The organism is Thiohalorhabdus sp. (assembly GCF_036628635.1).
Classification (GTDB): domain Bacteria; phylum Pseudomonadota; class Gammaproteobacteria; order Thiohalorhabdales; family Thiohalorhabdaceae; genus Thiohalorhabdus.
Genome location: NZ_JAZKRM010000017.1, coordinates 38,395 through 58,873 on the forward strand (window position 1 = coordinate 38,395; position 20,479 = coordinate 58,873).

Annotated in this window: 18 protein-coding genes; 9 read left to right on the forward strand and 9 right to left on the reverse strand. The window is 64.3% G+C overall.

Annotated features, from left to right (window positions below):
- Positions 1 to 81: 81 nt before the first annotated feature.
- Both amrA and amrB read right to left on the reverse strand, forming a co-directional pair.
- Positions 82 to 675: an AmmeMemoRadiSam system protein A gene (amrA, locus tag V5A19_RS07510; RefSeq protein WP_332318518.1), complete on the reverse strand. Its 594-nt coding sequence runs from the start codon at positions 673 to 675 to the stop codon at positions 82 to 84.
- The gene (gene amrB / locus V5A19_RS07515) at positions 672 to 1,472 is read right to left on the reverse strand and encodes an AmmeMemoRadiSam system protein B (RefSeq protein WP_332318517.1); all 801 of its coding nucleotides are present in this window, start codon (positions 1,470 to 1,472) and stop codon (positions 672 to 674) included. Before amrB ends, amrA begins: the two co-directional genes overlap by 4 nt.
- Before the next feature lie 156 nt (positions 1,473 to 1,628).
- Between amrB and amrS the strand changes: the two genes are divergently transcribed.
- From amrS to V5A19_RS07535, 4 genes are all read left to right on the forward strand, one after another.
- Positions 1,629 to 2,759, forward strand: a complete 1,131-nt coding sequence (gene amrS, locus V5A19_RS07520; RefSeq protein WP_332318516.1) for an AmmeMemoRadiSam system radical SAM enzyme — start codon at positions 1,629 to 1,631, stop codon at positions 2,757 to 2,759.
- A gap of 31 nt (positions 2,760 to 2,790) precedes the next feature.
- On the forward strand, positions 2,791 to 3,255 hold the full coding sequence (locus V5A19_RS07525) for a YbhB/YbcL family Raf kinase inhibitor-like protein (RefSeq protein WP_332318515.1): 465 nt from the start codon (positions 2,791 to 2,793) through the stop codon (positions 3,253 to 3,255).
- Positions 3,256 to 3,288: 33 nt separating this feature from the next.
- Positions 3,289 to 3,759: a YbhB/YbcL family Raf kinase inhibitor-like protein gene (locus V5A19_RS07530; RefSeq protein WP_332318514.1), complete on the forward strand. Its 471-nt coding sequence runs from the start codon at positions 3,289 to 3,291 to the stop codon at positions 3,757 to 3,759.
- A gap of 161 nt (positions 3,760 to 3,920) precedes the next feature.
- A complete protein-coding gene (locus V5A19_RS07535) occupies positions 3,921 to 4,469 on the forward strand; it encodes a C40 family peptidase (protein WP_332318513.1) in 549 nt (182 codons plus the stop codon).
- A gap of 84 nt (positions 4,470 to 4,553) precedes the next feature.
- On the opposite strand, the gene V5A19_RS07540 is transcribed toward V5A19_RS07535, so the two are convergent.
- From V5A19_RS07540 to V5A19_RS07555, 4 genes are all read right to left on the reverse strand, one after another.
- Positions 4,554 to 5,636, reverse strand: coding sequence for a PA0069 family radical SAM protein (locus tag V5A19_RS07540; protein ID WP_332318512.1), 1,083 nt, complete (start codon positions 5,634 to 5,636; stop codon positions 4,554 to 4,556).
- 68 nt (positions 5,637 to 5,704) lie between these two features.
- Entirely contained in the window at positions 5,705 to 6,025 is a 321-nt protein-coding gene (locus tag V5A19_RS07545) for a chaperone modulator CbpM (protein ID WP_332318511.1), read from the reverse strand.
- Between the two features lie 3 nt (positions 6,026 to 6,028).
- Positions 6,029 to 7,012, reverse strand: a complete 984-nt coding sequence (locus tag V5A19_RS07550) for a DnaJ C-terminal domain-containing protein (RefSeq protein ID WP_332318510.1) — start codon at positions 7,010 to 7,012, stop codon at positions 6,029 to 6,031.
- A gap of 97 nt (positions 7,013 to 7,109) precedes the next feature.
- The gene (locus tag V5A19_RS07555) at positions 7,110 to 7,556 is read right to left on the reverse strand and encodes an Hsp20/alpha crystallin family protein (RefSeq protein WP_332318509.1); all 447 of its coding nucleotides are present in this window, start codon (positions 7,554 to 7,556) and stop codon (positions 7,110 to 7,112) included.
- Positions 7,557 to 7,759: 203 nt separating this feature from the next.
- Between V5A19_RS07555 and mltF the strand changes: the two genes are divergently transcribed.
- Entirely contained in the window at positions 7,760 to 9,220 is a 1,461-nt protein-coding gene (gene mltF / locus V5A19_RS07560) for a membrane-bound lytic murein transglycosylase MltF (protein WP_332318508.1), read from the forward strand.
- Between the two features lie 104 nt (positions 9,221 to 9,324).
- On the opposite strand, the gene V5A19_RS07565 is transcribed toward mltF, so the two are convergent.
- From V5A19_RS07565 to V5A19_RS07575, 3 genes are all read right to left on the reverse strand, one after another.
- Entirely contained in the window at positions 9,325 to 10,710 is a 1,386-nt protein-coding gene (locus tag V5A19_RS07565; RefSeq protein WP_332318507.1) for a TolC family outer membrane protein, read from the reverse strand.
- Positions 10,711 to 10,825: 115 nt separating this feature from the next.
- Positions 10,826 to 12,118, reverse strand: coding sequence for an EAL and HDOD domain-containing protein (locus tag V5A19_RS07570; RefSeq protein WP_332318506.1), 1,293 nt, complete (start codon positions 12,116 to 12,118; stop codon positions 10,826 to 10,828).
- Between the two features lie 198 nt (positions 12,119 to 12,316).
- Positions 12,317 to 13,522, reverse strand: coding sequence for an EAL and HDOD domain-containing protein (locus V5A19_RS07575; RefSeq protein ID WP_332318505.1), 1,206 nt, complete (start codon positions 13,520 to 13,522; stop codon positions 12,317 to 12,319).
- Positions 13,523 to 13,835: 313 nt separating this feature from the next.
- Between V5A19_RS07575 and V5A19_RS07580 the strand changes: the two genes are divergently transcribed.
- From V5A19_RS07580 to V5A19_RS07595, 4 genes are all read left to right on the forward strand, one after another.
- On the forward strand, positions 13,836 to 15,785 hold the full coding sequence (locus tag V5A19_RS07580; protein ID WP_332318504.1) for a sensor histidine kinase: 1,950 nt from the start codon (positions 13,836 to 13,838) through the stop codon (positions 15,783 to 15,785).
- 7 nt (positions 15,786 to 15,792) lie between these two features.
- Positions 15,793 to 17,217, forward strand: coding sequence for a sigma-54-dependent transcriptional regulator (locus tag V5A19_RS07585; protein WP_332318503.1), 1,425 nt, complete (start codon positions 15,793 to 15,795; stop codon positions 17,215 to 17,217).
- Between the two features lie 1,009 nt (positions 17,218 to 18,226).
- Positions 18,227 to 19,192 (forward strand): molybdate ABC transporter substrate-binding protein, encoded by a 966-nt coding sequence (locus V5A19_RS07590; RefSeq protein WP_332318502.1) that lies wholly within the window; start codon positions 18,227 to 18,229, stop codon positions 19,190 to 19,192.
- Positions 19,193 to 19,788: 596 nt separating this feature from the next.
- A complete protein-coding gene (locus V5A19_RS07595; RefSeq protein WP_332318501.1) occupies positions 19,789 to 20,262 on the forward strand; it encodes a DsrE family protein in 474 nt (157 codons plus the stop codon).
- The last annotated feature ends 217 nt before the right edge of the window (positions 20,263 to 20,479 follow it).

Consider the following 20,479-nt stretch of genomic DNA (forward strand, 5'->3'; position numbering starts at 1 on the left):
TAAAGGGTTTAACAGGTAGTGTATTCCTTGGACTTCGGCACCCCGGCTCGGACTCCCCGCCAGTCGGTCAGCTTGTTGCGCTCAGGGCAGGATCTCCGTGGTGTAGCGATGGACCCGCATGGCGGGGTCGAAATAGTCGGCAGGCAGGTTTGCCTTGCGCTTGAGATGGCGCCAGAAGGCTTCCGGCTCCGGGAGCTGGTCCCAGACCGTGGGTAGGAAGGTCCCCTTGCGGGAGCCCGCCTCCAGAAGCAGGCCATCGCGGCCGGGCACGAGCTGGTCCAGAAGCCCGGCTTCGGTGGTGAAGCTCAGCGGCTCGGGCACGCTCAGGACCTCGATCTTGCATGCGACGGCGTCGCGCTCGGCGGCCTCCAGCGGCGGGAAGCGGGGGTCGCGGAAGGCGGCGCCGAAGGCGTTGATGGCCACATCCAGGGCTAGGGGCCGCCGGGCCTCGAGGCTGCCGATGCAGCCCCGCAGGTCGCCGTCCCGGCGCAGGGTAACGAAGGCGGCCCGCTGCTCGCGCAGGCGGGGGGAAACCGCATCCAGATCGGGCTCCATGGGCTGGCCTCGGGCCAGACCGTGGTCGATGCCAGTTTCGGCCAGCTCCAGAAGCTCGTCGGCATGGGCCCGGAGCGAATCCGAATGGCTCTTCTCGGCCACGGGCGTATTTCGGCTCATGCGCTTTCCTCCAGGGCGAAGGCGCCGTAGCCTACCACGCGGTCCCTGGGGGCACCGGCGTCGCTCGAATTGCGAAGATCGAGGGTGGTGACCCTGCCACCACGTTGCCGGGCCGCCCACAGCAGGCCGCGCACGGGATGGAAGCCGCAGGCGTTGTCGTGGCCCAGCTCTTCCACCCGCAGGCCCTCGATGGCCTCGGCAGTGGCCCGGTCGAGGCGCCGGGCGGTGGCGTCGTCGTGGAAGTGGGAGAGGTCGGAGCTGATCACGATGAGGGTCTCCGATCCGCCCCAAAGGGCCTCCAGGACCCGGCCCACCTCTTCCGGGGTGGAATCGCCCACCGCCAGGGGGACCAGCTGGAAGTCGCCCAGCAGCCGCTGCAGGAAAGGAAGCTGGGTCTCCAGGCTGTGCTCCCGGGCGTGGGCGCTGTCCAGCACTTCCACCCCTGGAAGGGCCAGGGCTTCGGCCATGCCCTGCGTGTCCACCGGAACAGTCCCCAGCGGGGTCACGAAACCCTCGGCGCTGCTAGCCGCCAGGCCCCGGAAGGGGACATGGTGGGAGGGCCCCAGCAGCACCACCCGCTCGATGGTGTCCGCTGCCCCGGCCAGGCGGGCATAGGCCCGGGCTGCCGTCGGTCCGGAGAACATAAAGCCGGCGTGCGGGGTGATCAGTGCCTTGGGGAAACCGGCGGCGGGCTCCGGCGCCTGTGCCAGAAGGTCGCCGACCTCGCGGGCCAGGCCCTGCGCGTCACCGGCGTAAAAGGCGCCGGCAACCGCCGGTCTGCGTTCGTTGTCTGCCATGGCTTCCCTTGCCTTTCGCTCCGTCTAATTATTCCCCATAGACATCGGGACCGCTATGGGGTTTTTCAACCGGGTTGAAATTCGTTCGGACCGCGCCAACCTAAATAAGGAGAAAGCCCTAGACTAGGGGATTACGGACGAAGAGGTTCTTGGCAAGTGACCGAGCGTGAGCATCTCGAAGGCGTTCCCACCGATTATTGGCACCGGCTGGCCGATGGCCGCATCCAGTGCGATCTGTGTCCCCGCTTCTGCAAGCTCCAGGAGGGCCAGCGCGGCCTGTGCTTCGTGCGCGGCCGCCAGGATGATCAGGTCGTTTTGACCACCTACGGTCGGTCGTCAGGCTTTTGCATCGATCCCATCGAGAAGAAGCCCCTCAACCATTTCCTCCCCGGGACTTCGGTGCTGTCCTTCGGCACCGCCGGGTGCAACCTGGCATGCAAGTTCTGCCAGAACTGGGACATGAGCAAGTCGCGCCAGATGGACACCCTGGCGGACCAGGCCGAGCCGGAGCTGGTGGCCTACATGGCGGAGCGGCTGGGGGCGCACAGCATCGCCTTCACCTACAACGACCCCATCATCTTCCACGAGTACGCCATCGACATCGCCAAGGCCTGCCGGCAGCGAGGCATCCGTACCGTGGGTGTGTCTAGCGGCTATGTCAGCCCGGGTCCCCGGGAGGAATTCTACGCCCACATGGATGCGGTCAATATCGACCTCAAGGCGTTCACCGAGCTGTTCTACAAGCGGCTGACCGGCTCCGAGCTGGGTCCGGTCCTGGATACCATCCGCTATATCCACCACGACACCGATGTGTGGATGGAGCTGACCACGCTGCTGATTCCCGGGGAGAACGACAGCACCGAGGAGATAGAGAACATGGTCACATGGGTGCGGGACGAGCTGGGGCCGGAGGTGCCCATGCACTTCACGGCGTTCCACCCTGACTTCAAGATGCTTGACCATGCCCCCACGCCACCATCCACCCTGGCCCGTGCCCGGGCCATCGCCCTGGACGCCGGCATCCGCTACGCCTATACCGGTAATGTCCAGGACAAGGCCGGTCAGAGCACCTACTGTCACCATTGCGGTCAATTGCTGATTGGCCGGGATTGGTATCAGCTCTCCGACTGGAACCTGGACGCCGACGGCCGCTGCACCGCCTGCGGGACGGCTTGTTTCGGCGTGTTCGAAGGCGGCCCCGGTCAGTGGGGACCGCGCCGGGTGCCGGTTCAGCCCGCTGCCCTACGGGCCGAGCTGGAGTCGGCCGGGGGCGGCTGGCGACCCTAATTCATCCAGCCACAGCCCGAGGAGCGAATCCATGGCCATGACCCTGAGCAGCGAGGCCTTCGGCGAGGCCGAGCCCATTCCCACTGTCCACACCTGTGACGGGGAGGATCAATCGCCGCCGTTGAGCTGGTCGGGGGCCCCCGAGGGCACCCAGAGCTTCGCCCTGATCTGCGACGACCCGGATGCCCCCGGGGGCACCTTTGCCCATTGGGCGGTCTACGATATTCCCCTCGAGGTCGATTATCTGGAGAGCGGCCATTCCAGTCCCGAGCGGTCCGGCCGCTACAAGGAGGGCACCAATGACATGGGCCGGGCTTGTTGGGGCGGGCCCTGTCCCCCCGAGGGCCACGGCACCCATCATTACCAGTTCCGCATCCTGGCGCTGGGCACCGTCGGCCTTAAGGTTCCCGAGGGCGCCAAGGTGCCTGACGTGGAAAGCGCCGGCCGCGAGCACGTCCTGGACGAGGCCCGGCTGGTTGGCATTTACGAACGCTAAGGGCCCGATTGCGGGCCCCAGAAGGGATGGGTCATGAGCTTGCATCTGTATAGCGAAGTCTTTGCCAATAACGAGCCGATCCCGACGGAGTTCACCTGCGATGGCCAGGACCGTTCACCGCCCTTGGAATGGGCGGGCGCTCCTAATGGCACCCGCAGCTTCACCCTGGTCTGCGACGACCCCGACGCCCCGGGGGGAACGTTCGCCCACTGGGCCATCTATAACATCCCGCCCGACGTGACTTTCCTGGCAGGGGGCCATTCCAGTCGTCATAACCCCAGCCCCTATCCGGAGGGGGCCAACGATTTTGGCCGCCAAGCCTATGGAGGCCCCTGTCCCCCGGCTGGCCACGGGGTTCATCACTACCGTTTCCGGGTGCTGGCCCTGGCTGCCGAGGGTTTGAACCTGTCGCAGGGGGTTTCCGTCGCCGACGTGGAGGACGCTGCGCGTCAGCATCTGCTGGGCGAAGCTCAGCTCGTCGGGCATTACGAGCGGGAAGGCTAACGGGCGTCGCAGTTGGGTTGGTTTCGTCCTAAACCCTTAGGCGCCTTGGTTGCCGGTGGCGTAAGGGAAGATCCGCGGTCCCCCGTTAGCCCCTTGCCGGGATCGCCATAGGCCCCGACTCTGTGGTATGAGGGCGGCAAAATCCCGGCGCGGAGAGGGCCATGGCGGCTGATGGGCGCGGGCAGTTGTGGGAAACGGGCCTCGTGGCCGGGGCGGTGGCCCTGCTGGTGACGGTGGCGGGGTGTGCCCCGGCGCCCGTCCGGCACCCGGAGCAGGGCATGAGGCCTGACCCGGCGGGTTCCCCCTCAGCGGGCGAGGGCGGGGACCATGCCCTTCGCTTGGCCAAGGCAGCCCGTGTCGCCAAGTCGCGTGTGGGGGCTCCCTATCGCTACGGGGAGGCCGGTCCGAGGGCCTTTGACTGCAGCGGCTTGGTCCAGTTCGCTTACCGCAATGCGGGGGTCGAGGTGCCCCGGACCGTCGCCCAGCTACGGCGCGAGAGCCGGCCCGTGCGGCTCTCCCGGCTTCAGGAGGGCGATCTGCTGTTCTTCCGCCTGTCCGGCAAGGTTCGCCACGTGGCCATTTACCTGGGCAATGACCGCTTCGTCCATGCCCCCCAATCCGGCGACTGGGTTTCCTACGCCAGCCTCGACAACCCGTTCTGGGATCGCCATCTGGTGGAGGTCGGTCGCATCTCCCGGCAGAAACAGTGAGGGGGGGTGGGGTGTGAGGTGTCAAAGCGCCGGCGAAGGCGGTTGACGTCGGTGTCCGGGCCCTTGATGTGGCTCACTTCTCACTCACAGCAGGTTCAGCTGCGTCCCCGAGGGCGGGGGCGGGGGGGTAAAGAGGCTGGTATCCAGGTCGAAATCGTGGCCGGTCAGGCCCAGGCGCTTGCAGGCCAAATTGAAGCGCCGGCCGATCATCTCGGCGTAGGCCCCGGTACCGGTCATGCGGCTGCCGAATTCCGGATCGTTGGCGCGCCCGTCGCGGGCGTCGACGAGCCGGCTCATGACGTGGTCCGCTTTCATGGGATAGTGGGTCGTCAGCCACTCCCGGAACAGGCCTTCCACCTCGTGGGGAAGGCGCAGCAGAACGTAACCGGCGCTGCCCGCCCCGGCCTCGGCCACTGCCTCCAGGATCATCTCGATCTCGCTGTCGGTTAGCACCGGCACCACGGGCGCCACCAGAATGCCCACCGGGATACCCGCCTCCCGCAGGTTCCGGATGGTCCGCAGCCGCCGGTTGGGGGCGGCAGCCCGGGGCTCCAGCCGCCGGGAGAGATCACGGTCGAAGGTGGTCACCGAGATCGTGACCGTGGCCAGGCCCGCGGTCGCCATGGGTCCGAGCAGATCCAGGTCGCGCTCCACCAGAGTCGATTTGGTGACAATGGAGACCGGATGGCGGCTTCGGCTCAGGACCTCCAAAACGCCCCGAGTAATGCCGTATTGCTTCTCGATCGGCTGGTAGGGATCGGTGTTGGTCCCCAAGGCCATGGGGGCACAGGCGTAATCGGGGTGCGCCAGCTCCTGCTCCAGCAATCGGGGGGCTTGCGGCTTGGCCAGGATGCGGCTCTCGAAATCCAGGCCCGGGGAAAGATCCCAGTAGGCATGGCTGGGACGGGCGTAGCAGTAGACGCAGCCGTGCTCGCAGCCCCGATAGGGATTGACCGAGCGGTCGAAGGGCAGGTCGGGGGAATCGTTCCAGGTAATGGCGGTTCGGGCGGCGTCGGCCGCCACCTCGGTGCGCAGGGTCGGGGGCGGCAGGTCCTTGTCCCCCCAGCCGTCGTCCACCGGCTCGCGGGAGACGGGCTCGAAGCGTCCCTCGGGGTTGCTGACGGCCCCGCGGCCTTTATGGGGTTCGCCGCCGTCGGCGCTTGGCATGGCCTGCCCCTTCCTTACCCCGGTTGGTCGGGCCCTGGCACGGCCGACCCGGCAATGGGTCCGCCCTTTCAATCCGCAAGCTGGCGCTCGAGCAGAGCGCTCCGTCGGCGCAGGTGGTGGAGCTCGTCCAGAAGGTCCAGGGCCAGGGCCGCTCCCTCCAAATTGACGCCGAGATCCCGCTGCAGTCGCAGCGCTGCCTGCAACCGGCTGACCGACTCGCCGGTAAAGCACCAGCGCCGCCGCTCGGGGAGCGGCTCCAGGATGCCTACCTCCACCATTGTCACCAGCTGGTCGCCGCCGAGGCCGCTGGCCTGCCTTAGCTCGCTCAGGGTATAGATGGTTTCCTCGTCCAGGATCACGCCGGTTACGGGTTGGGGCGGCTCGGCCATGGATTAGACCCCCAGATGTGAACGCGGGTTGAAGGCCATCTTGCGGGCCATCGCCCGGTAAAGCTCGGTTTGCTCCTCGGTTGCCGGCTGGGGCGCCTGGATCTGCAGGACCGCGTACTGATCGCCTTTGTGGCTGCCGGGCAGGCCGCGGCCCTTTAGACGTAGCTTCTGACCCGATTGGGCGCCCGCCGGGACGGTAAGGTTCACTGTACCACCCAGTGTCGGCACAGGCACCTTGGCCCCCAGGGCGGCCTCCCACGGAGTCAGGGGGAGATTGACGTAGATGTCCTTGCCGTCCACCTGAAAGTGGCGATGCGGCTTCAGGTGGAGCTCCAGATAGAGGTCGCCTGGGGCGCCCCCGCCCGGACCGGGACTGCCCTGACCGCTTAGCCGAATCTGCTGGCCGTCCCGGATCCCGGGCGGGATGGTGACGTCCAGGTCGCGGGTCCGGTAGGTGACCCGGCCCTGGGGATCCTGCTCGGGGACGCTCAGCTGAATGCGGCGCTGACCGCCGTGATAGGCCTCCTCCAGGGCAATCTCGAGGCGGGCGTGCTGATCCTCGCCCTGGGCGGAAAAGCCGCCGCCGCCCCAGGCCCGGCCGCGGGACCCGCTACCGAAGGGGCTGCGGCCGAAGCCGCCGCCGAACAGGTTCTCGAAGAATTCGCTGAACTCCTCGGCACCCATGCCGCCGAGGCCGCCGGGACCGGCGCCGCCGCCGAAATCGAAGCCGCCTTCCCAGCCCGGCGGTGGCTCGAAGCTCTGACCCTGCTGCCAGCCGGAGCCGAGCTGGTCGTAAGCGGCGCGCTTTTCCGGATCGGACAGGACCTCGTAGGCCTCCTTGACCTCCTTGAATCGCTCCTCAGCATCCGGTTCCTTGCTGACATCGGGATGATACTTGTGGGCCAGCTTGCGATAGGCGCGCTTGATTTCGTCCGTATCGGTGTCGCGTGAGACCCCCAGAATCTTGTAGTAGTCCTTGTACTCCATATGCGGCCCCTAGCTTCCGGTCAAAAAGGCCGGGGCTACCAGGCCCCGGCCCGATTACGCCGATCCGAATTCCGGCGGGGCGGTTTGGCGGCTGCGGTTACGATTCCACCTCGATCTTGCGCGGCTGCACCCCGGCCTGCTTGGGGATGGTGATCCGCAGGATGCCGTTGTCGCTTTTGGCCTTCACGTTCTCCGCATCGGCGGTATCGGGCAGGGTGAAGCGGCGGAAGAAGGTGCCGCGGACCCGTTCCACGCGCTTGTAGCTGCCCTGATCCTGCTCATGCTCGTCCCGGCGCTCGCCACGGATGGTGAGCACGCCGTTGTCGAGGGAAACGTCGATGTCCTTGGGGTCCACCCCCGGTAGATCCGCCGTGATCAGGTACCGGTTGGCATCCTCCTGGACGTCCACGGCCGGGCGCCAGTCGGCGGCCACCATGCCGCTTTCGGGGGCTTCATCGCTGCCGAGCTGATCCTCGAAAAGCCGGTTCATTTCGTTCTGAAGCTGGCTGAGGGTGCGCCAGGGGTCGTAGCGTACGATCGCCATGAGGATCTCCTTGCTCCATTGGGTGGATTGGGTTCCCCTGGACCCGGGTCCGGGGTTAAACGAGCTTACGATGGAAATGGGGGTGAATTCGGATTTTTCAAGGCGCAGTGGCCGGTATTCGAACCAGCCCTGTCAATCAGGTAGCCTGGAGGTCACCTCGGACTGGGGTGTCCACTCCCGCGGCACCCACCGGAGCCTTGTGCATGACCCGCAAGTCCGTCCGGGCGAACGGCCCTTCTTTAGCCTTCTGGCCTGGGCGTCACCTCATCGGCGTTATGCTCCTGGCGGTCCTTTCCGGATGCGGCTGGGACGAGGGAGACGGCGGCGACGGAGCCGGCGCCACTTTGGATGCCATTCGCGAAGCCGGGGAGCTGCGGGTGATCACCCGCAACTCCCCCACCACCTATTATTACGGCCGGGATCGGGAAAAAGGGCTGGAATACGACCTGGCCCGGCGGTTCGCCGACGAGCTGGGCGTCGAGCTGCGCTTGGTTGTCATCAATGATATCGGCGACATTCTGGATGCCCTGGCTGCGGGGAAGGGCCACATCGCGGCGGCTGGCCTGACCGTGACCCCGGAGCGGCGCCGCCGTTTCGACTTCGGCCCCGCTTACCAGAAGGTTCGGCAGGAGGTGGTCTGCCGGCGGGGTGGCGCGGTGCCGGATGATTGGGATGACCTTCCCGAAGTGGGCCTGCTGGTTCTGGAGGAAACCAGCTATACCGAGCGCCTACGCGAGATCAAGCAGGTGGTGCATGACCTCGAATGGGAGGAGTCGGGCTCCTCGTCCGCCGAGGAGATCCTGGAGCGGGTGTGGCGAGGGAAGGTCGACTGCACCGTCGCCGATTCCCACATCCTGGCCCTCAATCAGCGCTACTACCCCGAGCTGAAGGTGGCTTTCCCCATTACCCAGGAGCAGGAGCTTGCCTGGGCCTTGCCGGAGGGCTCGGGTGCCCTGCAGGCCAGGCTCGAGGATTGGTTCGCCGGACTGAAGGAGGCCGGGGATCTGGCCGCCATCCGGGAGCGGTATTTCGGCCACTTCCAGGTCTTCGACTACGTCGAAATTGCTGTTTTCCAGCGCCGCATGAAGAACCGGCTGCCGGGCTACAAAGCCTTGTTCCAGGAGGTTGCCGGCGATTATCCCGCCTTCTCCTGGGAGCTCCTCGCCGCTCAGGCCTATCAGGAATCCCATTGGCAGCCGTTGGCCCGCAGCCCCACCGGGGTGCGCGGCATGATGATGCTGACTCGCAATACCGCCAGCTCCCTGGGCATCGACAATCGCCTCAACGTCCAAAACAGCATCCGTGGCGGGGCGGAATACCTGGCCCGCATGTGGGAGCGCCTGCCCCAATCCATCGAGGAACCGGACCGGACCTGGGCTGCCCTGGCCGCCTACAATGTGGGCAGGGGACATATCCGGGACGCCCGGCGGCTGGCCGAGCGGGAGGGCCTCGACCCGGATAGCTGGAACGTACTCAAGCGCATGCTGCCCCGGCTTTCCCAGCCCCAATATTACAAAACGCTTCCCCACGGCTATGCGCGCGGACGGGAGCCGGTCAAATACGTCATGCGGATCCGCCAGTACTATCAGATCCTGAAGCGCCACTTCGGCCAGCAAGGTCTGGATTTGCAGGCTGATCAGGGCGCCTCCGCCGCCCCGGAATAGGTTGTCCGGGGAGCTTGCGGCAGCGGCGTCAAGCCCTGGCAGGCGGGAGGGGTCCGGGTAGGGGTGGTGCCTTGTGCTTCACGAGGGTTCCAGGCAGAACAGTCCTAGTTGGCGAGCTGGCGATTGGCGCTTCGCAAATCGGCGAGGCTGAGCACCCCGGAGGCGGCCTTGAGCTGGAGGCGGGAAACCAGATAGCGGTGACGGGCTTCGGCCAGGCTCTGCAGGGCGGCGAAGTACTCCTGCTGGGCGTCGAGGACGTCCACGCTCGTCCGGCGCCCCACCTCGAAGCCGGTCTGGATCGCTTCCAGTTGGGTCTCCGCCGAACGGACCTGGGCGCGCAGGCTGCGCACCTCCTCCATGGCCGACTCCCAGTCGTAGAAGGCCTGCACCGTCTCCACCCGCACCGTCTCCTGCTGGTCGTCAAGCTGCAGGCGGGTCTGGGCGGCGCGGGTGTCTTCGATGTCGGCCCGGGCCGAAACCTCCCCGCCCTGGTAGATGGGCCACTCCAGCTGCAGGCTGGCGCTCGTCTGCTCGTCTTGGGTAATGAAACTCCCGCCTTCTACCTTGCTGTATTGGGCCTGAGCGGAAAGCTGGGGCCAACGCTCGCGGCGGGCAAGTTCGGCGTTCTTGCGGGCGATGCTTAGCTCCGTCCGGGTCTGGGCCAGCTGGGGGTTGGCGTCAAGCGCGCGCTCCACCCACTTCTCCGGGGTGCCCGGGTCCGGGGCCAACAGATTGACCTCCTCGACGCCGTCCAGCTCCGGGACCGGCCGCCGGATGAGCTGGCGCAGGCGCTGCTTGGCGGTGTTGAGGGCATTGCGGGCCCGGATCAGGCGGGTATTGGCCTGGTCCCGCCTCGCCTCGGCCTCGCGAACGCCAACGATGTCGCCCGTACCCACCTCGAATTGGGCCTGGGCCCGGTCGAGGTGCTCGTCGACGCGGTTCACCTCGCGTTCAGCGAGATCCACCTCCTCCCGCGCGTTGAGGATGTCGAAATAAGCCTGGGCCACCTGGATCATGAGCTCCTGGCGGGAACCGGAGACGGTGGCATCGGCCTGCTCCTGGGTGATCTCGGCGATGTCCAGGGCAAGCCAATTGCGGCCGCCCGAGTAGATGGGCTGGGTGAGGGTGACGTTGTATTGATCTTGGGTGTACTTCTCGGTCGTTTCAGGTCGGCCGCTAATGATCTGAGTTTGTGTTGTCCGTGAGCGGCTAGCTTGGCCGGTAAGGCGCGGGAACCAGCCAGCTTTCGCCTGATCCTCCTGGAGATCGGCGATGACGCGCTCTTTCTCGGAGCGCTTCAGGTTGGGATCGACCTCCTCGGCGCGCTTATAGAGCTCCAGCAGCCCGGAGGCCAGTGCCCCGGACGGCAGCGCGCCTAAGACAAGGATGGCGACCAGGGCTACCGCGGGCAGCCGACCCGGCCGCTGACGCAGGCAGAGACGTGGACGACTGCCGTCGGAAGGGCAGGAGAAGGTTGCCGCTAGGCGCATTTCGGTTCCTTCAAGGTGAGGGCCGGAGGCCATACTAACCGGCGCGAGGCGAGTCCGATCGGTAGACCTAGGGCAGTGGCCTCGCTCGCAAGCGGGCAGTTTGCTGACCGGCCGGTCAGCCCGTCAAGCGCCCTGGTCCGGGTTTGCATGACTCGCTGAGGGAGTGGCAGGGGCGCGGCTTACTCGGCGTCGAGATCCTCGAATTCCCGGGTCGTCTGCTCCTCGTAGGCGTAAAGGTCGGCGTCCGAAAGGTCGACGAGATTTTCCGGCCGCTCCTGCGGGAGGGTCCGGTTTTCCCGAAAGCCCAAGATGGTGGCCAATAGCTCTCCCAGGATCCCTTGCTCGAGCGGGGCTTGCCTGGCAGGGCTTGCCTGATGGTCTCGTCCAGATTGACCTCTTCCACCACCTGGGCAAGGGGCCGGTTAAGCAGGGCCTCGATTACCGAAAACGTCCCGGTGATGCAGGCGCTTTCCATGAAGTTGGGGTCGTCATCCAATTGGCCGGCAGCTAGCTCCATCATGCGGCCCCGCACGACCGCCACCTCCAGTAAGGGGTTGCGGCTCCCCCCGCGGCCGGCGCCGGAATAAAGGAGCAGGGCCACCCATTTGCTCAGGTTGCGCTTGCCGAGCATGGCCAGGGCGTGGCGGATGGAGTGGATCTCCTTGGGGCGGTGGAAGGCCGCCGAGTTGATTAGACGTAGGAGCTTATAGCTGAGATCGGGATTTTCCTTGAATGTGGTTTCGATATCCCCGAATTCGGCATTGCCGCTGATCTGTCGATATAGGGTTAGCAGAGCGGCTTTTTGGGGTGGCAGGGTCTCAGTGGTGATCGGGGCGGGCTTGGCGAAGAACTGGCCCTGGAACAGGGCGAAGCCCTTCTCCACCGCCATGGTAAAGGTCTCCTGGCTGTTGACGTTCTCCGCGATCAACTGGGCTTGGAGGCCTTGAAGCATCTGGAGCAATCTGTCCAGCTCCGTGCCCTCGAACAGGTTGAGGTCGATTTTGATGTAATCCACCGCCTCGAAGACGGACAAATAATCGGAGTCGGCCAATAAAAGGGAGAGCGCCACCCGGAAACCGGATTCCGAGGCTTTCTGCAGCAACTGCAGGAGCTGCTGATCCGCCTCCATGGTCTGAATGATTTCCAGGATAATCCGTTCACGGGGCAGGAGTTCGACGAAGCCCTTGGCTACGAAATCCGGGGTAACGTGGAGGAAGGCGGCCCGATTGCCGAGCAGCTTGGAAAATTCCGGGCTGTCTACGGTGTCCACCAGTGTCGTGGGGTATTCCCGGGCCAGCGTTGTGGGGTCGGTGCTGGGGTTGTGCGGATCCCGGAAGTGCAGCTCGTAGCCCAAAAGCTGTTGCTCGCTATCCAGAACGGGGTGGCGCGCGATATTGATCTGTTCCATGGAGCCGCCTTTCTCTTCCTGGGTTAGCGGTTTCGACTTGTCATTTCCTCCCGCGGGGCCGGATGCAGTCTCGCGACGCCGGAACCGTGGCGGCAGGCCCACATGAATGTGAAGTCCTGGTAGGAGGAGGACGCTTCCAGGATTTCCTGAATAAGGTGCCAGCATCTAGCACTGTGACTCGATAGGCACCAACGGTGCTTACTCGTCGGATTCTAGGCCTTCAAGCTCCAGGGTGGCCTGCTCCAGGGTGGCCTGCTGCTCGTAGAATAAAAGGTCGTCAGGGTCCAGAGCCAGAGCTAGAGGCGAATCAAGTTCCGCCGGACCCGGGGGGGTACCCCATTGCCGCATGTTCTCCACAATCGTTAGGAGGGCGCCTAGCTCGCCTTCCCGGTTAACCAGGGCCGACGCCACCTCGTCCTCCAGCTGAAGATCCTCGATGATCTGGTCCATGGGCCGATTGAACAGGGCATCAACCACGGACAGGGTCCCGGTGATATGCGCCTGATCGCTGAACCCCCGCTCCTCGGAGAGACGTTTGCCGATCAGCTCCATGATCCGGCCGCGGATGACGGCTTCCGCCAGAAGCGGGTTGCGAAACTCGCTCGCATCGCCGGCGTACAGCAGCATGGCGACCCATTTGCGGATGTTTCGCCGGCCGAGGAGTACTAGGGCCTGCCGAATGGATTCAACGCGCTTGCGGGTGGCCAAGGCGGCGGAGTTGATTAGCTTGAGCAAGCGGAAGCTGAGCTCCGGGGCTTGCTTGAACTGGGCCTCGATCTTTTCGGTTTCGGCGTCGTCCTGAACGAGGCGGTAGAGGTTAAGGAGGATGGCCTTGTTCACCGGAAGGCGCTCGCGGGTGAGCTTGGCCGGCCGGGTGAAGAACTGGCCGTGGAAGTAGGAAAAGCCTTTGCGCATTAGCTGCTGGAAGGCTTCCTGGGTGCCGACATGGTCGGCGATAAGGCGAGTGGAAGTTTTGCGTGCCGCGGTCACCAGCCTATCCAGGGCGTCTTCGGCAAAGCCGTCGGGCTCGAAACGGAGGAAATCCGGCCGGGGCAGGATGGGCCCATCCAAGCCAGGGTCACCGGTTAGCGTTAGGGCTATCTGGAACCGCTGCTGTTTGGCCGCTTGCAACCGGGCCTGGATAGCCCTGGTTATCTCGCCTTCCGCGCGGAAATCGAGGATTACCTGGTCCTGGGGGAAGAGGTCGGCGTAGTTCTGATCCAGCAGATCTTGCGGAATCCGGATGAATACAGGCCGGTCGCCCCGGAGCTGGTGCAGCTGGTTTTTGCCGAGCCCGTACTGCTTGAGCTGGTCGCTATCCGGCCCCCGGAAGCGTAGGTCGTATGCGAACAACCGGCGGTAGCGGTCCAGAATGGGCTGGCGGGTAACTCCGATCGATGCCATGAAACCCTCACGGGTGTTTCCTCGGGGCGAATGTTTTCGCTGTGCCCAGCGAAAATAAGCGCCTCAAAATGCATTGGTTGCCGATGACTTGCAAGGGGACCCGGAGCCTCCTGCCTTGGGTAATGGAGGTCCCGGTAAGGAGGGCCCGCCCGTAAGAAACGGAAAGGCATAGACTGCTTGGATCGGGGCTCGGCGTGCAATGGTTGAGAAAGGGGTCTAGGGTAAGCGATTTGGCCTGCCATTTGCACCGTGGAGCTAACGAATGCGCTACCCAATTCCGGGTTTGCTCCGGCGGCTCCGTGGAGGAGAGGCTATGCGCCTTCGTACCAAGCTACTGCTGCTTCTGACGGTGGCTACCATGCCACCGCTTTTGGCCATCTTGTTCTATACCGGCTACCTCGGCAGTCGAACCCTCTCCGAGCAGGTTGACAAGGATATGCAGCTTATCCTGGAGCGGGGGGTGGCCGAGGTCCAGACCTTGGTGGAGGGCGAGAAGGCGGCAGCCCGGGCTCTCGCGGAAACCCCTATCCTGGAGCGCTACCTGGAGGCCCTGGTCCGGGGCGAGGGCCACCGGACTGTGCATGAACAGCTGGAGCAGTATTTCCTGGCCTATCAAACGGCTAAGCCCTCGGTCCAGGCGATTCGGCTTCTCGATAATCAGGGCAATACCCTGGCCAAGGCCAAGGAAGGCAAGGTGATTACCCCCGAGGCGAAGGGGGGCACGGGGTTGCCCATCGTGGCCAATCAGTCCCACAAGGACTTCTTCCAGAGGGCAAAGCGCCTCGACGTGGGCGAGGTGGGCATGTCCAGCTTCGAGCTGGGCCGGGTGGATCCCCAGGCGGAATTTTGTCCCGCCATGATCCGGTACATGGTGCCGCTGGCCTACAATGGGGACAAAGTCGGTTATTTGGTCGTGAATGGCTGGGGCAAGCGGTTCGACCAGATCCTGTCCGGTCTGGTGGCCGAGCGTAAGGGTGATGTCTTTTTGGTGGAATCCAACCCGGTGGATCCCAGGCGGGATGGCATCTATCTCTATCATCCCAGCGACGAAAAGCGCTTCGCCAACCAGCGGGGCAATTCCGCCTACCTGGCCACCAACCTGGGCAAGACCGTGTACCAGGCCGTTCAGGCCCAGAAATCCGGGGTTGTCCAGGTCCCGAGTAGCCGGGACCCGTTCTATTTCACCCGGTTCAGCCCGTACGACGAGCCCACCCAGGAGTGGATCCTGGGGGTGCGGGCCCATACCGACGCCCTTTTGGCTACCACCAACAAAATGCAGGCATCAATCGCCGGGGTCGGGGCATTGGCCCTGCTTGTCATTCTCCTGCTGTCCCGTTGGGCCGCTGCCGGGGTAACTACCCCCATTCACCGCCTTGCCACCAAGGTGCAGCGCTTGGCGGAGGGCGACCTGGGCGTGCGTTGTCGTTCCGGGCGCTCCGACGAAGTGGGAAGCCTGGCCCGCACCTTCGATTATCTGGCGGATAGCCTGGAAACCGCCCAGAAAGAGCGCGACGAGGCGGAAGCCAAGGCCTGCCAGGCCGCCAAGCTGGCCTCCGTGGGGGAGCTTGCCGGAGGACTGGCCCACGAGATCAACAACCCCCTCCACAATATCCGCTCCCTTGCCACCCTAGTGGAGCGGGACCTGCCGGATGGGGTGCCCGGGCGAGTGAGCCGGGATCTGGCAACCCTTCGCCAGGAATGCGAGCAGTGCAGCCGGATCATCCAGGGGCTTTTGAATTTCGGTCGCCAGATGGAGCCCGAATTCCGTCAGGTTGCCCTGCCCGAGCTCGTCGGCCAGTGTCTGGAGCTGCTTGAGCGCAAGGCCCACTCCGGGGGGGTGACGCTGCGCTGGGCCGGTCCGGATGCCTCGGTACCGCCAGTGCTCGGCGATCCCAATCAGCTTCAGCAGGTGGTGGTGAATACCGTTCTTAATGCCCTCCAGGCCAGCTCTGAGGGCCAAGAGGTTACGGTGGCCCTGGAGCGAGTGGATGAATCGATGCGGCTGTCGGTGATCGACCGGGGTAGCGGTATTCCGGAAGAGGACGCCAAGCGCATTTTCGATCCCTTCTTCTCCACCAAGCCTGAGGGCCAGGGGTCTGGCCTGGGGCTGTCGGTCAGCTACGGTATTGTCCATCGCCATGGCGGGAACATACGGATCCACTCCGAACTGGGGCAGGGAACCACCGTCGCCATCGAGCTTCCGGTTGCCCAGTTGCCGGCGGATGAGCCGGAGGTCCTAGAGCCCGCCGCAAGCGAGGGGTAGATCGCGCATGCCGGAGGATTCGGCGAAGATCCTGTTTGTGGACGACGATCCGGTTACCTGCACCATCTTCGAGCGCTTCTGCGAGGATCGTCCCTATACGGGTACGGTTTTGGATTCGCCCGAAGAGGCCCTGGAGCGCTTCCGGAACGAGTCTTTCGATTTGGTGGTGACCGACCTGCGTATGCCGGGGTTGGACGGTTTGGGGTTCGTACGCGCCCTCAAGGATCACGATCCCGAGGTGGGGGTGCTGGTGGTGACCGGCTATTCCTCGGTGGAAAATGCGGTGGAGTCCATAAAGGCCGGCGCCACCGATTTCATCAAAAAGCCCTTCGATCTCGATGAGCTGGCCCTCCAGGTGGACCAGGCCTTGTCCCAGGTGCGGGTGGTGCGGGAAAACGCCCTGCTTCGCCAGGACCTCAAGGCGCAGCGCTCGATTCCCGGCATGGTTGGCTCCAGCCCGGCCATGAAGCCGGTTCTGGACCGTACCCGCAAGGTGGCGGATATCCCCTGTAACGTGGTTATTACCGGCGAATCCGGGACGGGTAAGGAGCTGGTGGCCCGGGCCATTCACGATACGGGCGAGCGCGCCCGGCAGCCGTTCGTGGTGATCGACTGCGGCGCCCTTACCGATACGCTCCTGGAATCGGAGCTGTTCGGCCACGAGAAAGGGGCGTTTACCGGCGCCAACACCCGCAAGCGGGGTCTGTTGGAGGCTGCAAGCGGTGGCACGGTGTTTCTCGACGAAATCTGCAACGTTTCGGATGCCATGCAGATGAAGCTGCTGCGCGTGCTCCAGGAGCAGGAGGTTACACGGGTCGGTGGCACCACCACGGTGCCCGTCGACGCCCGCTTCCTGGCCGCAACCAACCGGGATCTGCCGGCCATGGTGGCGGCTGGCGAGTTCCGCCAGGACCTCTACCACCGGCTTAATGTGGTAAGCATCGAGGTGCCGCCATTGCGCCAGCGTACCGAGGACGTCCCCGTCCTGGTGCACCATTTCCTCCAGGCGATCGGTGATGAGTATGGCCGGGAAGTGGACGGATTCACCACCGACGCCATTAACCGCTTGTCGAACGCCAGGTGGCCGGGCAATCTGCGCGAGCTGCGCAATCTGGTGGAGCGCTGCGTGGTGCTGGCGGATGAGCGCTGGATCGGGCTGACGCTAGTGGAGCAGCTCATCGATCAATCCGAAGCCGAGGCCTCGGAGCCAGCCGAGGAGTCTAATGAAGGGCGGCTCCAAGCGGAGGACGACGTTGACGTCATGGCCTCCCTGGCGGAGGTGGAGCGCCACCACATCCTTCGGGTCCTAGAGGCCGTTAACGGTCATCGGGAGCGTGCCGCGCGAGTGCTTGGGATTAACAAGACTACCCTGTGGCGCAAGCTGAAACAGTACGGCCTTAATGAGGGGGCAGGCGCCGGGTCGCGGGGGTAGCTGGCCTTCCATCACATAGGGGCATCCTGGGCCATCCAGCCATTCTTGCCGTCCACAGTGGCGCTGATTGCTTTCCCAGAAGTATTTCTGCCGAGAGTGATGCTTCAATCGTTGGCCCCTGCCAGGGTATTTAGCCTCCGGGGTTACGCTCTCTAACGCCCGTTTTCTTTCTAGATATTGGCTATCCGGTTGATTCAGGCAAACACCCCCAAAGCGATCCCTGATCCTGTAGCAGCGGTAACCGGCCGCGACCTATCCCACCGAGGCATCCCGCGGTCGCGGTCAATGCCAGCTCCTACCACCCCCCCTCTTGGTGAAGCGGCTAGCCAAATTCTAGATAGCTTGGCTTGGGAAGCCCTGGTCTGACCGGAGGGATTTTGCAACGCTAGGTTTCAATCAAACAGTTGCGTTTTGCAACGAATGGTTGGCTCTCCTTCTTCCAGGGTCACAGGCTTCAGCGCGGCTCTGTCCCCCTTCCAGAGGCGGCACGGGGGATTTTACCCGCAAGTGCAACAGTGAGCGGTTGGCTGAAGGCCGCCAGTGGGGTGCTTTACCCCGAGCCACGGATCCCTGATCCGCAAGCTGGGTGGCGCCAATGCAAGCCGGGTCTTAGGTTGGTAAGCGTCAGTATGGGGCTTCTGGGTTTGGAAGTGCCTGCTGTCGCCCACGGGGGTCGAATTCCGGTCGGTTGGGGGCCGCCTCGGGGCGGTCATGAATGGGGCTATCTCGCGGCAGGGCGGCACCGGCATGCCGGCTTGGCTCTCGGCCGATCGCCCGCAGGCTGGTGCCCCGGATGAAGTGCCGACACAGTTGCTTGCGCTGCGCCGACCGGCGGGCGATGGGCTCGGTTCCCACAGGCCCCCGACCTACTGGCGGATTGGCTTTGCACTGCAAGCATGAATCTGCGGCGCTTTCCGTTGGGTATAACAAGGGTAAGGTAGAGGTCGGTAGGTGAGGGATTCCGGTTCGAACTCGAAACTGCAAACCTGCCTTGAATAGGAGTTCTCCCATGTTCAAGAACATCAAGGGGCGCTTCCCCGCGGCCGGTTTCCTAGCCGTGGCGGGTCTGCTCATTTCGCCGCTGGCCGTGGCGGTTGGCGGGGGTGATCTGCGAACCTTCCACCCGGACGGCACGATGGATGAGGGCGATGTTCAGGACAGCTACCGCGCGGATCTGGTGATGTATGTGGCCGGTAACCAGTTCATGGTTATGGAAGATCTGGTCAATGCCTTCCTGGAAAAAAACCCGGATATCGAGTCGGTCTACGTGGCCACTCTGCCGCCCGGAAAGCTGCTCAAGGAGCATATCCTGAGCCAGGGCAGGGTCCTGGGGGAAAAGACTTCTAAGCACCCGGACCTGTTCGCCAGCGTCAATTTGGGCCATCTCCAGAAGCTAGAGTCCAAAAGCCGCATGGACGCCTTCCAGACCTACATCCACAACAAGCTCACCCTCATGGTGAAGGAGGGCAATCCCCAGGACATCCAAGGGGTGAAGGACCTGACCCGCGACGACCTGGTCAAGTACTTTCCCAACCCCGAGACCGAGGGCATCTTCATCTTCTACGGCTCCCAGATGCTCAAGGACGCCGGGATCTACGATGAGGTAGTGGGCAAGGAGTGCCGTGGCTGCTGGTCGATCCCCGGTGAGACCTACTTCACCAAGGTCCATCACCGCGAGACGCCCAACGGCATCGAGGCAGGGGAGGTCGATGCGGGAATCGTGTGGAACAGCGAGGTGGCCTACGCCAAGAAGCAAGGCCGGCCCATCGACGGTGTCGATATCCCTTCCCCGTTAAATCAGGCGCCGCGGGTGGGCTACGCCATGGGCATGCTCAAGGATGCCCGAAACCAGTACAACGCCATGCGCTTCATGGCCTTTCTGGGTACCGATAAGGCCCAGGGCATCTACGAGGCCTACGGGTTCAAGAAGGCCACCGACGAAGAGCTCAAGCTCAAGCCCATTCCCACAGACTGAGCGCCATTTCCCGGGCGCCAAGGCCCCGCCGCAGGCGGGGTCATTTTTTATCGGGCGGCAGGCTCGGCCTGAGGGTTGGGGGCTCCCTGCGGACAGCGGTGCCGGCCTATCAAGAAGCGATTGAAGGGTTAACCTGCCGGTTTCTAGTTCGTTTTAAGGCTTGGACCCGGATTCCACAGGCCGTGATCTGGCCGCCAAGCTGGCGGCGTTGCCCCATGGTCGGATGTTCCTTGCTTGTGTGGGCGGGGCGGGCCCCTGCTCGATGCCTTGTTGAACGGGGAACGAGGCAGGGTCGAGAGCCAAGGGGTAGCACCTGCGATATTCGGCTCCCTCCTCAGGACTGTCCGCCGGTGCCGGCTAGCGCGGCCTGGTTCGAAGGGTGCCGGGAGCAGGAGCGGATTGTTTACTGGGTGACCGCAACCATTTCATATTGCAAAGGGCAAATTGCATTATGCAATTTGCCCTTCGCCCTTTTGGCTCCAGGGTTGTCGGGCCTACCCCCTAACCCACTGAAAAAAGCCATTCTCGGGGTTTTGGCATCAGCCTTGCTTAGGGGGGAATGAAACGTTAACCATTTACCTCCCGAGGAGGAAACCATGAAGGCAGCCATGAACAACGTTTTCCGGAGCGCGGTCTTCGGCGTTGGGGCGATCGCGATGGTGCTGGGCGCCACCAATGCCCAGGCCGGAGATTACGGCTATAAGCCGGGTCAGAAGGCGGTCTATCAGGTGAACGAGATCGACCGCGCCAACGGCGCCCTGCGCAATGTCGGCAATCACCTGGAAGCCACCGGAACCCCGCTGGAGGGGAATATCGATTTGGCCGTGGTAAGCCATTCCAGCGGCGTCTATATGCTCCTGGAAGGGGCCACCAACTCCAAGGGCGAGCTGTATGAGCCCAAGGTCCAGGACCTGATGAGCAAGGGCGTGGCGTTCCTGCAGTGCCGGAAGACCCTGCAGGGCAAGGGCCTCAAGAAGAGCGATCTGGTCGACGGGGTCGAGATCGTGCCCTCCGGGGTGGGCGAGGTCGCCGAGAAGCAGCGTAACGGCTACGCCTACGTCAAGCCCTGACCGGGTCTGCCATACCGCCAGTAACGGGGCGCCTGAGGCGCCCTTCAAGGGAGGAAGGAATGCACAAGGGCAAATTCGCGATGACCGCCAGGGCCCTGGTCCTGGGCCTCTTCCTCGTTGTCGGGCTGGGCGGGAGTCCGGTTCACGCCCAGGATGCCGATCGGCTGGAGCAGGACAGCCTGGCCGAGCATCACGTGGTGATCCAGATCTCCGAGGG

Excerpts from the sequence above, each read along its gene's own strand:
- amrA (WP_332318518.1), bottom strand. The coding sequence starts at position 675 with ATGAGCCGAAATACGCCCGTGGCCGAGAAGAGCCATTCGGATTCGCTC.
- amrB (WP_332318517.1), bottom strand. The coding sequence starts at position 1,472 with ATGGCAGACAACGAACGCAGACCGGCGGTTGCCGGCGCCTTTTACGCC.
- V5A19_RS07525 (WP_332318515.1), top strand. The coding sequence starts at position 2,791 with ATGGCCATGACCCTGAGCAGCGAGGCCTTCGGCGAGGCCGAGCCCATT.
- V5A19_RS07530 (WP_332318514.1), top strand. The coding sequence starts at position 3,289 with ATGAGCTTGCATCTGTATAGCGAAGTCTTTGCCAATAACGAGCCGATC.
- V5A19_RS07535 (WP_332318513.1), top strand. The coding sequence starts at position 3,921 with ATGGCGGCTGATGGGCGCGGGCAGTTGTGGGAAACGGGCCTCGTGGCC.
- V5A19_RS07540 (WP_332318512.1), bottom strand. The coding sequence starts at position 5,636 with ATGCCAAGCGCCGACGGCGGCGAACCCCATAAAGGCCGCGGGGCCGTC.
- V5A19_RS07545 (WP_332318511.1), bottom strand. The coding sequence starts at position 6,025 with ATGGCCGAGCCGCCCCAACCCGTAACCGGCGTGATCCTGGACGAGGAA.
- V5A19_RS07550 (WP_332318510.1), bottom strand. The coding sequence starts at position 7,012 with ATGGAGTACAAGGACTACTACAAGATTCTGGGGGTCTCACGCGACACC.
- V5A19_RS07555 (WP_332318509.1), bottom strand. The coding sequence starts at position 7,556 with ATGGCGATCGTACGCTACGACCCCTGGCGCACCCTCAGCCAGCTTCAG.
- mltF (WP_332318508.1), top strand. The coding sequence starts at position 7,760 with ATGACCCGCAAGTCCGTCCGGGCGAACGGCCCTTCTTTAGCCTTCTGG.
- V5A19_RS07565 (WP_332318507.1), bottom strand. The coding sequence starts at position 10,710 with ATGCGCCTAGCGGCAACCTTCTCCTGCCCTTCCGACGGCAGTCGTCCA.
- V5A19_RS07570 (WP_332318506.1), bottom strand. The coding sequence starts at position 12,118 with ATGGAACAGATCAATATCGCGCGCCACCCCGTTCTGGATAGCGAGCAA.
- V5A19_RS07575 (WP_332318505.1), bottom strand. The coding sequence starts at position 13,522 with ATGGCATCGATCGGAGTTACCCGCCAGCCCATTCTGGACCGCTACCGC.
- V5A19_RS07580 (WP_332318504.1), top strand. The coding sequence starts at position 13,836 with ATGCGCCTTCGTACCAAGCTACTGCTGCTTCTGACGGTGGCTACCATG.
- V5A19_RS07585 (WP_332318503.1), top strand. The coding sequence starts at position 15,793 with ATGCCGGAGGATTCGGCGAAGATCCTGTTTGTGGACGACGATCCGGTT.
- V5A19_RS07590 (WP_332318502.1), top strand. The coding sequence starts at position 18,227 with ATGTTCAAGAACATCAAGGGGCGCTTCCCCGCGGCCGGTTTCCTAGCC.
- V5A19_RS07595 (WP_332318501.1), top strand. The coding sequence starts at position 19,789 with ATGAAGGCAGCCATGAACAACGTTTTCCGGAGCGCGGTCTTCGGCGTT.